Source organism: Marinobacter salinexigens (assembly GCF_008370345.1).
Classification (GTDB): Bacteria; Pseudomonadota; Gammaproteobacteria; order Pseudomonadales; family Oleiphilaceae; genus Marinobacter; species Marinobacter salinexigens.
In genome coordinates this window covers 76,807-89,827 of the sequence record NZ_VTUU01000003.1, presented here as the reverse complement: position 1 = coordinate 89,827, position 13,021 = coordinate 76,807, and the positions used below count along the sequence as shown (strand labels likewise).

Sequence of the window (13,021 nt, the reverse complement as noted above, 5' to 3'; positions counted from 1 at the left end):
AAAGCCAGGCTGGTGAGCCTGTGGATAAAAAATCCCGGGCCGTAGCCCGGGAACAAAGCCACCGGACTTGCTTGCCTAGCCGGTGAAGGCCATATCGTTCGCATCCAGTTGCATCAGGTTCTTGGTAGGGCTGAGCATGCTGGTTGCGTGGGTCTGGGCTCTGGGCAACAGCCGCTCATAGTAGAATTCTGCGGTTGCCAACTTGGCGTTGTAGAAAGCTTCCGACTCCTCGCCACCGTTATCCAGTCTGTCTGCCGCGACGGCAGCCTGGCGCGCCCACATGTAAGCCATGGTGACGTAGCCGCTGTACATCAGGAAGTCGTAGGCAGCGGAGCTGACCACATCCCGGTCTTTGCGGGCCGCCAGCATTACCCGCACGGTCAGCAGGTTCCACTGCGCGGTAAGCTTGAGCAATTCCACAGCAAACGGCCGTGTTCGCTTGTCTGTCAGGTGCTTGCGGGCAAAGTTGGCCACTTTCAGGGTGAACTCACGAACCGCACCTCCCTGAGTCATCAACAACACTTTGCGTCCCAGCAGATCCAGTGCCTGAATGCCCGTTGTACCTTCATAGAGGGTGGCAATACGGGTGTCCCGGACAATCTGTTCCATGCCATGTTCACGAATATAGCCGTGGCCACCAAAGACCTGTACTCCGAGGTTGGCCGCTTCGTTGCCCATTTCGGTGAGGAAGCCTTTGAGGATCGGCGTCAGGAAGCCAAGTTTGTCGTCGTACCTTTCGGCCTTTTCAGTGTCACCCTCGGTATGGCCTTCCACCATGTGATCGGCGAGACGGGCAGAGTAATACAGCATGGCACGTCCGCCTTCCGCGATGGCTTTCTGGGTAAGCAGCATGCGACGGACATCGGCATGGTGAATCAGTGCATCCGCAACCTGTTCCGGTTCTTTCTTGCCGGACAGTGCGCGCATGGAGCGACGTTCTCTGGCGTAATCCAGTGCCCATTGATAGGACAGCTCTGCCGGCCCTACACCCTGGATAGCGGTACCGATCCGGGCAGTGTTCATAAAGGTGAACATGCACTCCAGACCTTCGTTCTCGGGACCGATCAGGAAGCCGGTCGCATTGTCAAAATTCATCACGCAGGTTGCGGAGGCCTTGATGCCCATTTTCTTTTCCAGGCTACCGCAGCTAACACCATTACGTTCGCCTGCGCCGCCGTTTCCATCGGGGAGGAACTTCGGCACGATAAACAGACTGATCCCGCGAGTGCCTTTGGGAGCATCCGGCAGCCGGGCGAGAACGATATGTACGATATTCTCGGTCAGATCGTGCTCACCGGATGAGATGAAGATTTTGGTGCCGGTCAGTTTGTAGCTGCCGTCGGCCTGAGGTTCTGCCTTGGTCTTCACCTGGCCGAGGTCGGTACCGCATTGCGGTTCGGTGAGACACATGGTGCCACCCCAGCGGCCCTCGGTCAGCGGCGCCAGATAGGTTTCCTTCTGCTGCTCATCACCGTGCAGGAAGATGGTGTTCATGGCACCCATGGACAGACCCGGGTACATGGAGAACGACCAGTTGGCGGTGCCCATCATTTCCTGCTTGAGCAGCCCCATGGACGCGGGCAGGCCCTGGCCGCCGTACGATTCCGGTGCCGACAAACCCTGCCAGCCGCCCATAACATACTGGTTGTACGCTTCTTTGAAGCCTTTAGGGGTGGTAACTTCGCCGTTTTCCAGCTTGCAGCCTTCCTCGTCGCCCGATTGATTCAGAGGGCTCAGAACTTCTTCGCAGAACCGGCCGCACTCGGTGAGGATGGCATCGACGATGTCGGGAGTGGCGTTCTCACCACTGTTCAGGCTCTCGTAGTGCTTCGGGTAGTCAAACACGTCATTGAGCAGGAATTTCATATCGCGCAGGGGCGCCTTGTAGACCGGCATAACGATTCCTCTGTACCTGTCATTAAATAAGGGTCGGAGCACGGAATGTGATCCTGATGCTTTTTGTTGTACGGGATTCCTGAGGCGCTGCCATTGACGAAAATCGCTACGAACCCTGTCAGAATGATCAATTGGCCGAAATGACGATTAGCTACAGAGAGGGCTTGAATGCGCAAAACACGCTGTGGATAACTTTTCAGGGAGTGTAAAGGTTATGCAAATAATCCCTGTTATCGTTTTGGCTACTGGAGAGATTCCCCGGCCCTTTGTATGGTTAGTCGATAAGGTTGCTACCAGCTCTGGAATTGTCGTCGAACTTATGGCCTTCAACCGGGTCAAATAACCCTTATTACTGTCTGATGGATGTTGAAAACCCTATGTGGAAGCAATGGATCATTGCCCTGGTTCTGGTCGTGGTGGCGGTTGGGGCCGCGGTAACCTATCAGTCCTTTGACACTGGAAAGGGCCAGCAACAGGCAGGAGAGCGCCCGGCCAGTGTGGTGAACACCCGGTTACCGGAGATGAATACGGTGACGGACGTGGTCAAGGCGGTGGGAAATCTTCAGGCGAGCAATGCGGTGGAGTTGACCACAGAGGTAAGTGGCCGGATTGTTGAGCTGAACATTCGGGCTGGAAAGCACGTGAGCAAGGGGGATCTGCTGCTGCGCCTGGATGATCGTCAGGCCAGGGCTGACCTGCAGGTGATCGAAGCACAGCTGGCCGATGCCCGCCGCCAGCTGCAGAGAGCCCAGAGCCTGCGCTCCAACAACAGCATTTCCCAATCCCAGGTCGATGAACTCAGAACGGCCGTGGACGTGGCCCAGGCTCAGGGGCAGTCGGCCCGGGTGCGGCTGGAAAATCACCGCCTGGAAGCCCCGTTCGATGGGGTGGTGGGGCTCACCGATCTCAGCGTTGGCGCCTACATTACCTCGGGAACAACCGTTACCACGTTGGATACCGTGGATCGGATGGAACTGAATTTCTCCATTCCGGAACGGTTTCTGTCACAGGTCGGGTTGGGTCAGACCGTTCATGGCCTGTCTCCGGCGTTTCCGGGTACGGACTTCACCGGAAAGCTGGTGGAATTAGGGAGTCGCATCAATGAGCTGAGCAGGACCCTGCCGGTTCGTGCGCTGATCGATAACCCCGATGGTAAACTGCGACCGGGGCAGTTCATGTCTGCGTCACTGACCCTGCGGGAGCGTCAGGCTCTGGTTATTCCAGAACAGGCTGTGATGATCCGTGGTGACGAAACCTATATCTTTGTCGCTGAAGACGGCATTGCCCGCCGCCGTTCCGTGGTGCTTGGATCGCGGATGCCGGGAATGGTGGAAGTGGCAGAAGGACTGACGGCTGAAGACGAGGTGATCGTGACTGGCCAGGACCGGCTCAGCAGTGGTGACAGGGTTCAGGCTGTGGATAAAGAGAATGCTATCCCGGAGAATCGCTTTGTCGGTTCAGTGGAGTCCTGATCCGTGATTCTCTCCGATGTCTCCATCAAACGTCCTGTTTTCGCAACCGTTCTGAGCTTGCTGATTGTGGTGTTCGGTCTGGCTGCCCTGCTAGGGCTGCCGGTGCGGGAATACCCGGATATTGACCCGCCCGTCGTTTCCATTTCCACCGATTACACCGGCGCTGCAGCGGAAGTTGTGGATTCCCAGATTACCCAGGTGATCGAGGGCGCGATCAGTGGTATCGAAGGTATCCGCTCCATCGAGTCATCCACAGAGCAGGGTGAATCTCGCACCAGTATCGAGTTTTCCACAGAGCGGGATGTGGATATCGCCGCCAACGATGTCCGGGATGCGGTATCCCGGGTCGCCAACCAGTTGCCGGACGAAGCCGATCCTCCGGTGGTGCGCAAAGCCGATTCCGATGCCCGCCCGATGATGTGGGTGACGCTGCGCAGCGACGTTTGGGACAGTGCGGAGCTCAGTGATTTTGCCGACCGGGTGCTGGCTGACCGCCTGTCCGTACTCGATGGCGTGGCTGACGTGCGTATTGGCGGTGAGCGCCGCTACGCCATCCGGGTCTGGCTGGATCGCGAGAGGCTGGCAGCGCGGGATATCACGGTTGCTGAAGTGGAAAGTGCGTTGCGGGCCAACAACGTTGAATTACCTGCCGGCTCCGTGGATTCCTCGACCCGTAACTTTACCGTGCGCGCAGAAGGCAGGTTATCCACAGTCGAACAGTTCCGCGATCTGGTGATTCGCCGTGATGGCAACGATCTGCTGCGTCTTGGGGAGGTTGCCAATGTCCAGATGGGCGTGGAGTCGGATATAAGCCGGTTACGGGCCAACGGTCAGACAGCCATTGGTATGGGGGTGATTCGTCAGTCCAAGGCCAACACCGTAGCGGTGTCCGATGCCGTTAGGGCAGAGCTTGAGAAAATTCGGGAGACCCTGCCACCGGAGGTGTCCATTGCGGAAAGCTATGACGAATCGGTCTTTATCCGCGCTTCGATCAAGGAGGTCATCACTACCCTGATCATCGCTGTATCTCTGGTCATCCTGGTTATTTTCGTATTCCTGCGATCGTGGCGGGCGACGCTGATCCCGGCGGTGACGATTCCGGTGTCTGTCATTGGTGCCTTCATCGGCCTTGGCTTTCTGGGCTTTTCCATCAACGTACTGACCCTGCTGGCGGTCATCCTGGCCATTGGCCTGGTGGTGGATGATGCCATTGTGATGCTGGAGAACATCCAGCGTCGGATTGATGAAGGCGAGCCGCCATTGTTAGCGTCTTACCGGGGCGCCAAGCAGGTTGCGTTTGCTGTCATTGCGACAACGCTCACCCTGGTAGCCGTGTTTGTACCGATCTCATTTATGGGCGGAAATATCGGCCGTCTGTTTGCCGAGTTTGGTTTTACCCTGGCGGCGGCTGTGGTGGTGTCGAGCCTGGTGGCACTGACCCTTGCGCCTATGCTCTGTTCCAAATGGTTGCGGCACAGTCCCGAAACAGTGGAAGGGCACCGTTTATGGGCCGCCAGTGAGCGGGTGCTGGGAGGCCTGACCAACGGGTATGAACGGCTGCTGCGCTTTTCCCTGAACCAGCCCGGCTTGCTGCTTGGTCTTGGCCTGATTGGATTTGTCATCGCTGTGGTGATTTATCCGAAGCTGCCCCAAGAGCTGGCGCCTACTGAGGATCGTGGCGTGATTATCATGCCTGCGAATGCCCCCCGCGGCGCCACAGTGGAATTCACTGATCACTATGTCCGCGAGGCAGAAGATTATTTGCTGCCTTATCTGAAAAGCGGTGCAGCAGAGCGCCTGCTCTCGATCACTGGCTTTCGCGATGAGGAAGACAGAGCATTCATGATCATGGGGCTGGCACCCTGGGAAGAGCGGGACGTCAAACAGCAGCAGATCACCAGTGAGCTTCGGGGTAAACTGAGTCAGGTGTCCGGTATCCGGATAGTCGCGGTTAATCCACCCGGGTTAGGTCAGCGCGGGTTCAATCAGCCGGTGGAGTTTGTGGTTGCCGGCCCGGATTACGAGTCAGTACAAGCCTGGAGTGAAGAAATCGCCGAGCGGGCCAAAGAGAATCCCAATCTGCTCAATGTAGAGACGGATTTTGAACTGACTCGTCCCGAGTTGAGGGTCACCATTGATCGCGAACGGGCAGCAGATCTGGATATCACCGTTGAGGATGTCGGGCTGACACTGCAAACCATGCTGGCATCCCGACAGGTGACAACCTATATGGATCGCGGCCGTGAATACGATGTGATTGTTCAAGCCACGGACGGTGACCGGGCAACCCCGGCGGATCTCGGTCAGATATTTCTCCGGCCGAGGGAAGGGGGCGATCTGATCCCCATGCAGGCCCTGGTGTCTGTGGATGAAGTGGGTGCTAACCCGGATCTCCGGCGCATCGACCGTCTGCCGGCGGTTGTGATCAGTGCATCACTGGCTGATGGTTATGATCTTGGTTCTGCACTGACCTATCTGAACAATCTGGCTGTGGATAACTTACCGCCGGAAGCGCGGGTCAGCTACAAGGGGCTGTCCCGGGAATTCCAGGATTCTTCCTCGGCAATCTTTGTGACCTTCGGGCTGGCGTTTGTGATCGTCTTCCTGGTTCTGGCTGCTCAGTTTGAAAGCTGGATTCATCCGCTGATCATCATGCTGGCGGTTCCGCTGGCGCTGACCGGTGCTCTGCTTGCGCTGTTGTGGTCTGGCATCAGCCTGAATATCTACAGTCAGATCGGCATCATTATGTTGTTGGGACTGATGGCCAAGAACGGCATATTGATCGTCGAATTTGCCAATCAGCTGCGCGACAAGGGGTATGAAGTCCGGGAAGCCATCCTGCAGGGGGCTATCCTGCGCTTCAGGCCGGTCCTGATGACAACGATTTCAACGGTATTTGGTGCTGTGCCTCTGGTGATTGCGACCGGGGCCGGTGCCGAGAGCAGGGCAGCCATCGGGGCCGTTATTCTTGGCGGGCTGATTTTCGCCACGACGCTGACCCTGTTTATCATTCCGGTGCTATACAATTTACTGGCGCGGTTTGCCAAATCCGCCAATGCCATTGAACAGGAGCTGGAAAAGCAGGCTTCAGGGGCAGCTGGTGGCACTGGACTGGCATCCGCTCCGCAGAGCAGGGCGGATGAGTTCTGAATCATGATGACCGCGTCAGAGGGTGGTTGGAAAAACCATCTTGCCGGCGAACACTTCATCCGGATGGATATCCACACACAGAACGTGTTGACCGTCTGGGATACGCAAGCCTGTGGATAACGTGATGGTTCGGCGGGCATCCGGCAAGGCTACATATGGCCGGGAGCTGTTGACGTGGTTTGGGCGTTCAAGGGCGTTTCGGAAGTATTCCCGGTGTGCCCAGCTGGCGCCGGCTGACTGATAGAGTGGATTGAACCGGCCGGTCTGGTCGCCAGTGGGTGTGTGTGCAAGGTTGCCTTGCTGCACGCCGTTGTGATCCAGAAGGAAGCAGCGTTTGACGCCGTTGATCTGGAGCAGGCGTTGGCACACCTGTCTGAAGGGCAGGCCACGCATCATTTCATGGCAGGCGTCGAGGATCTCATAACGCAGCAGTTTGAGGTAGTCGCCCTGATCCTGGCTATCCTGCAGCGACCACTCCCGGGAATCGGTAACAACGGCCTGCAGGCGGCGTTCAGCTTTCGAGCGGCTGTCCTGTTCTATATGCCCGGGGTGGGCAAACAGGAACCCCTGTAGAAGGTCGGCCTCTGTATCCAGAGCGATTCTTGCCTGAGTACCGTTTTCGATACCTTCCAGCAGAACCAGGCTTCCGCTTTCTCGGATCATACGCACCAGGCTTTCAAGAAGCAGTCTCGCCCGGCTGTTTTTCTCAGCATTAACCAGTAACGTGCGGTCCAGTTTGACGATCATCGGGTTAATCAGCCACAGGCGCTCGAAATTGGAATCGCCCTGTCCGAAATCATCAATGGCAATCTGGAAACCGTAGGATCGGGCCCTGTGGATAAATTCCATCAGTCTGCCGGGGTCGTCAGTAGCGGTTTCCACAAGTTCCAGTACCACCCGGTCCGGTGCGAGTCCATTTTTCCGGCAGAGCCCGATCAGGTGGTCAAGGGGAGAGTCGTCTGTTACACAGGTGTGGGGCTCGATATTGAGGAATAGCCAGACAGGGCTCAAGGCCGCAGAAAAACTGTCCAGGTGCAGGCTCAGCAGATGTCTGTCCAGTTCGGCTAACTGTCCCCGATCGCTGGCGGCTTTGAACAGATCCACGGGCGATACGGATTGCTGGTTGTGGATAACCCGTGTCAGTGCTTCATACCCGACCAGTTTTTGATGGGTGGGGCTGACAATCGGTTGATAAACCGATCTGAAATGATGGCTGTCTATTATGGCAGGCTCAGGCTCTTCGGGGCCGGGTCTGTGGCTTTGTCGGGAAAATCGAACTACGCTGCTCATGGTCAGGAACCCTGGTCACAACTGAGCCATCCTGGCCACTGAGTTACTTGAATCGGGAAGATCCGGTTCGCAGGTTTTATGCCAGCTTGCTGAAAATACAGGATAATTGCGGTATGAACCGCTCCGAGGCAATTCTTTCCCCAAGGTTTGGCTGGCCGTATGTTCTATTTCAGTGCATCCCGGGGAGGTTTCCAGTGTAAGCGCACCAATCAGGGTCATTTATGGCAGTACACAGTCAGTTTCGTTTGCTCGGTCAGCGGCGTTTTCTTCCCTTTTATCTCACCCAGTTTTCCGGGGCCTTTAACGATAATCTCTACAAGAACGCCTTGTTACTGCTGATTACCTACAGTGCAGGCAGTGTGATGGGCTTGTCGGCCAATGTGGTCGTTAATGTGGCAGCGTTTCTGTTTATCCTCCCGTTTTTCCTGTTTTCCGGTATTGCCGGACAGATGGCGGACCATTATGAAAAGTCCCGCATCATCCGATCGGTGAAGGCCCTGGAAATTGTCATAATGCTGCTTGCTGCCGTCGGGCTCTGGTTCGGCTGGTATGGCCTGTTGCTGGTGTTGCTGTTTCTGATGGGAACCCAGTCGACATTCTTCGGCCCGGTCAAATACGCCATCCTGCCGCAAGTGCTCAGCGACGATGAGCTGGTAGGGGGCAACGGCCTGGTGGGTATGGGTACCTTTGTGGCGATTCTGCTGGGCACCATTGCAGCGGGGTTGTTGATGGGCCTGGAGTCTGCCGCCCGGTTCATCGCAATCGGGGTGTTGGTTATGGCTGTTCTTGGTTATCTAGCCGCTCGTAAGGTTCCGGCAACCGGAGACCTCAGTGCCAATGTGCCTGTGAATTTCCGCCCGGTGCGGGAGACCCTGCACTTGATGTCGGTTGCAGCCGAGCGTCGCCAGGTGCTGCTGGCCGTGCTGGCCATCTCCTGGTTCTGGTTCCTTGGTGCCGCCTACCTGACCCAGTTTCCAAACTTTGCCAGGGTTAATCTGTTGGGCGATGAAACCGTGGTGACGTTGCTGCTGGCGATGTTCACCATCGGAATTTCCCTGGGTTCCATGCTCTGTGAACGGATTACCAGGCACCGTATTACACTTGTGCCGGTGCCCTGGGGAGCTCTCGGGCTTACGCTGTTGGGTGTTGATCTTTACTTTGCGGTGCCGGAACAGCCAATCAGCTCGACCTGGTGGACACTGATCACCGATCCGGTCTATCTGCGGGTGTTGCTGGATCTGGTGGGGATCGGTGTTTGTGGCGGGCTGTTCATTGTGCCTCTGTACGCGTTTATCCAGCATGAGACCCCTGTGGATAAACGGGCCAGAATTATTGCAGCACTGAATGTGATCAATGCGTTGTTCATGGTGGTCAGTGCGTTGGCCGGAATTCTGTTTCTTGGAGTGTTTGAGTTCACCATCCCGGGCTTTCTGCTCCTGTTGTCCCTGGTTAATGCCCTGGCCTGGGGGCTGGTATGGCGTCTGCACCGTAGGGTACCGGTGTACTCTGTGGATAATTGATTGAATAATCCGGTGACAAGCTCTGGATCAATAATATTTTAATTAATAAAAATAACAGGTTAGGTGTTTTTTTGAGGGGTATATCGGTTATCCAATATTGTGGATAACTTTTTTGAAAACTTTTCTGAGAAGGGCTCTCCAAGCCTCTGAAAAAACGGAAATTTCGGTATTCACCTACCGATTGTTTGTAAAACGACCAGGAGTTTCCGGGTAATACGCTTTTATGGATCGCGATATCTGGTTAAAATTTGCACATTCAGACTGCAATTTTCCCGGCCAGGCGTTATACTTCGCGGCCCTAATTTATCCCCCCCGAATTCTGAGGTGACCTGTGGATTTTCCGACTCGTTTCGATGTCATTGTCATTGGTGGTGGCCATGCTGGTACCGAAGCTGCCCTGGCAGCGGCGCGTATGGGCTCGCAGACCCTGCTGCTGACCCACAACATTGAAACGCTGGGCCAGATGTCCTGTAACCCTGCCATTGGCGGTATCGGGAAAAGTCATCTGGTGAAGGAAATCGACGCCCTGGGTGGTGCCATGGCCCGTGCAACAGACAAGGGCGGCATCCAGTTCCGGGTATTGAACAGTCGTAAGGGGCCGGCCGTTCGGGCCACCCGTGCTCAGGCAGACCGGGTACTGTACAAAGCGGCTATCCGGAATATTCTGGAGAACCAGCAGAATCTGATGCTGTTCCAGCAGGCCGCCGATGATCTGATCGTGGAAAATGACCAGGTTACCGGCGTGGTCACGCAGACCGGCATTCGTTTTCACGCCAAAACAGTCGTTCTGACCACGGGCACTTTTCTGGGCGGAGTTATCCACATTGGTATGCAGAACCACGCCGGTGGCCGTGCTGGCGATGCGCCGGCCAATGCTCTGGCCAGGCGGTTACGGGAACTGCCGTTCAATGTCGGCCGCCTGAAAACCGGAACGCCACCACGGATCGATGCCCGCTCTGTGGATTTCTCTGTCATGGACACACAGTGGGGCGACCAGCCAACACCGGTTATGTCTTTTATTGGCAGCGAGGAAGAGCACCCCGAGCAGGTATGCTGCTATGTTACCCGCACCACCGAGCAGACCCATGACATCATTCGCAGTGGGTTTGATCGCTCGCCGATGTTTGCCGGTGCCATTGAAGGCGTCGGCCCTAGGTATTGTCCGTCGATTGAGGACAAGGTGAACCGCTTTGCGGACAAGGACTCACACCAGATTTTTGTCGAGCCGGAAGGCTTGACGACCCACGAGCTGTACCCCAACGGCATCTCAACCAGTCTGCCGTTTGATATCCAGCTTGCAGCAGTTCGCTCGATTCCGGGTTTCGAGAACGCTCATATTACCCGCCCGGGCTATGCCATTGAGTATGATTACCTGAACCCGCAGGATCTGCGACACACCCTGGAAACCAAGTTTATCGCGGGACTCTACTTCGCCGGTCAGATCAACGGTACCACCGGCTATGAAGAGGCAGGCGCACAGGGCTTGCTGGCCGGAATCAATGCGGCCCTCAAGGCCCAGGAAAAAGATGAATGGTATCCACGCCGGGACGAGGCTTATCTGGGTGTTCTGGTTGACGACCTGATCACCATGGGAACCAACGAGCCGTACCGGATGTTCACCAGCCGTGCGGAATACCGTCTGATACTTCGTGAAGACAACGCCGACCTGCGGTTGACCGAAACCGGTCGAAAACTGGGGCTGGTGGACGATGAGCGCTGGCAGAAGTTTAACGACAAACGGGACGGCATCGGCCGGGAGCGCAATCGTCTTGAAACGACCCGAATTCATCCGGGTACCGATGCCGGAGATCGGGCCAACGGCTTCCTCAAGCAACCAATGACCCGGGATCAGTCTCTGGCAGAGCTGTTGCGCCGTCCCGAGATTGAATACCATCACATCGCTGAGATTGGTGCAGAACGTGCCGACGATCCGAATGTCGCGGACCAGGTGGAAATTGAGATCAAGTACGAGGGGTATATCTCCCGTCAGGCCGACGAAATCGAGCGCCTGCGCCGGAATGAAAATACCCGGTTGCCGCTGGATCTGGATTATGACGTGATCGGTGGCCTCTCCAATGAGATCAAACAGAAGCTCAAGGATATACGCCCCGAAACCGTGGCACAGGCCTCACGGATCCAGGGCGTGACTCCGGCTGCGGTCAGCCAGATCCTGGTGTATCTGAAGAAACGGGACCTGCTGCGTAAACAGAGCGCCTGACAACCTATGACCAATCCATTGTGGCCGCGCCAGCTCCGGGACGGGCTGGCCGCTATGAACCTGTCCCTGAGCGAAGGCCAGCAGCATCAGTTGTTGGCCTTTCTCGCATTGCTCACCAAGTGGAACAAGGCGTATAACCTCACCGCCGTTCGTGATGAACGGGAAATGGTGTCCCGCCAGTTGCTGGATAGCCTGAGCATTTTCCCCTGGATAACCACCGGGCACCTGCTGGATGTGGGGGCCGGAGGTGGGCTTCCGGGAATCCCGTTAGCGATTGCCTTACCAGAGAAACGCTTTACCCTGCTCGATAGCAATGGCAAGAAAACCCGCTTCCTCAACCAGTGTGTGCTGGAGCTTGGATTGCAGAACGTGGAGGTTATCCACGGCCGGGCGGAAGCCTGCAAGCCGGACCAGCCCTACACCCAGATCAGCAGTCGCGCATTCACCGCTCTTGAAAACCTGGTGGACTGGTGTGGCTCATTGCTGGCAGAAGATGGCGTGTTCCTTGCCATGAAAGGCCAGTTTCCGGATGATGAGGTGGCGGCACTTCCCGCAGGCTGGCAGGTCATGTCTCATCACACTCTGGACGTGCCCGGTGCTGACGGCGAGCGCCACCTGCTGGTGGTCGCCCGGACAGAACAATCCCACTAACTCACAACAGGAGGCGAGCATGGCGCGCGTGATTGCAGTGACCAATCAGAAAGGCGGTGTGGGCAAGACCACAACCTGCGTCAATCTTGCTGCCTCGCTGGCTGCCATCAAGCGCAGGGTTCTGCTGGTGGACATGGATCCCCAGGGCAATGCCACCATGGGCAGTGGTGTGGATAAAAACAGCCTGCAACTCTCTGGCTATGATGTCCTGACCAAGCGGGCCAAGGCGTCCGAGGTGATTTTCCTGGCGGAGGCATCCGGTTTTGACATCCTCCCCTCCAATGGCGACTTGACCGCTGCTGAAGTGGAACTGATGAATGAAATCGGTCGTGAGCATCGCCTGCGACTGGCGCTGAGTGAGGTCAGTGAGCGTTACGACTATATCCTGATCGACTGCCCGCCCTCGCTGAGCCTGCTGACAGTCAATGCACTCTCCTCGGCTGACACCGTACTGATTCCCATGCAGTGCGAATACTACGCCCTGGAAGGCCTGGCGGCGCTGATGAACACGGTTGAACAGATTCAGGAAACCGTGAATCCGAATCTGCAGATCGAGGGTATCCTGCGTACCATGTATGATCCCCGGAATAGCCTCACCCTCGATGTTTCCGGCCAGCTCAGCGAATATTTCGGCGACAAGGTCTACCGAGCGGTTATTCCAAGGAATGTACGTCTCGCGGAGGCGCCAAGCTACGGCATGCCCGCCCTGAAGTATGATCGCGGTTCCAAGGGAGCGGTGGCCTACCTTGCCCTGGCAGGCGAAATGGTTCGCCGGCATGGCTCGAAAAAGACAGCCACACCGGTTGCGGTGTAACATACAACGC

Annotated in this window: 8 protein-coding genes; 6 read left to right on the top strand and 2 right to left on the bottom strand. The window is 56.5% G+C overall.

All coding sequences use genetic code 11. The features are described from left to right. Nucleotides 1–75 precede the first annotated feature (75 nt). Nucleotides 76–1,896 carry an acyl-CoA dehydrogenase C-terminal domain-containing protein gene (locus FWJ25_RS07775; RefSeq protein ID WP_149599709.1) on the bottom strand — a complete coding sequence of 607 codons (1,821 nt, stop codon included), beginning with the start codon at nt 1,894–1,896 and terminating at the stop codon, nt 76–78. A 377-nt stretch (nt 1,897–2,273) separates the two neighbouring features. Here FWJ25_RS07775 and FWJ25_RS07770 point away from each other — a divergent pair, with 377 nt between their 5' ends. Next, nucleotides 2,274–3,368, top strand: a complete 1,095-nt coding sequence (locus FWJ25_RS07770; protein ID WP_149599708.1) for an efflux RND transporter periplasmic adaptor subunit — start codon at nt 2,274–2,276, stop codon at nt 3,366–3,368. A gap of 3 nt (nt 3,369–3,371) precedes the next feature. Continuing rightward, nucleotides 3,372–6,518 (top strand): efflux RND transporter permease subunit, encoded by a 3,147-nt coding sequence (locus FWJ25_RS07765; RefSeq protein WP_149599707.1) that lies wholly within the window; start codon nt 3,372–3,374, stop codon nt 6,516–6,518. Between the two features lie 15 nt (nt 6,519–6,533). Here the strand turns inward: FWJ25_RS07765 and FWJ25_RS07760 are convergent, their stop codons facing one another. After that, nucleotides 6,534–7,808, bottom strand: coding sequence for a sensor domain-containing phosphodiesterase (locus FWJ25_RS07760; RefSeq protein WP_149599706.1), 1,275 nt, complete (start codon nt 7,806–7,808; stop codon nt 6,534–6,536). A 221-nt stretch (nt 7,809–8,029) separates the two neighbouring features. Between FWJ25_RS07760 and FWJ25_RS07755 the strand changes: the two genes are divergently transcribed. The 4 genes from FWJ25_RS07755 (at nt 8,030) to FWJ25_RS07740 (ending at nt 13,011) form a co-directional block, all read left to right on the top strand. Then, entirely contained in the window at nt 8,030–9,328 is a 1,299-nt protein-coding gene (locus tag FWJ25_RS07755; protein WP_149599705.1) for an MFS transporter, read from the top strand. A gap of 331 nt (nt 9,329–9,659) precedes the next feature. Then, nucleotides 9,660–11,546, top strand: a complete 1,887-nt coding sequence (gene mnmG, locus FWJ25_RS07750; protein ID WP_149599704.1) for a tRNA uridine-5-carboxymethylaminomethyl(34) synthesis enzyme MnmG — start codon at nt 9,660–9,662, stop codon at nt 11,544–11,546. 6 nt (nt 11,547–11,552) lie between these two features. Then, nucleotides 11,553–12,197, top strand: coding sequence for a 16S rRNA (guanine(527)-N(7))-methyltransferase RsmG (gene rsmG / locus FWJ25_RS07745; protein WP_149599703.1), 645 nt, complete (start codon nt 11,553–11,555; stop codon nt 12,195–12,197). Nucleotides 12,198–12,216: 19 nt separating this feature from the next. Continuing rightward, the gene (locus tag FWJ25_RS07740) at nt 12,217–13,011 is read left to right on the top strand and encodes a ParA family protein (RefSeq protein WP_149599702.1); all 795 of its coding nucleotides are present in this window, start codon (nt 12,217–12,219) and stop codon (nt 13,009–13,011) included. Nucleotides 13,012–13,021: the final 10 nt, after the last annotated feature.

Excerpts from the sequence above, each read along its gene's own strand:
- FWJ25_RS07755 (WP_149599705.1), top strand. The coding sequence starts at position 8,030 with ATGGCAGTACACAGTCAGTTTCGTTTGCTCGGTCAGCGGCGTTTTCTT.
- FWJ25_RS07760 (WP_149599706.1), bottom strand. The coding sequence starts at position 7,808 with ATGAGCAGCGTAGTTCGATTTTCCCGACAAAGCCACAGACCCGGCCCC.
- rsmG (WP_149599703.1), top strand. The coding sequence starts at position 11,553 with ATGACCAATCCATTGTGGCCGCGCCAGCTCCGGGACGGGCTGGCCGCT.
- FWJ25_RS07770 (WP_149599708.1), top strand. The coding sequence starts at position 2,274 with ATGTGGAAGCAATGGATCATTGCCCTGGTTCTGGTCGTGGTGGCGGTT.
- FWJ25_RS07775 (WP_149599709.1), bottom strand. The coding sequence starts at position 1,896 with ATGCCGGTCTACAAGGCGCCCCTGCGCGATATGAAATTCCTGCTCAAT.
- FWJ25_RS07740 (WP_149599702.1), top strand. The coding sequence starts at position 12,217 with ATGGCGCGCGTGATTGCAGTGACCAATCAGAAAGGCGGTGTGGGCAAG.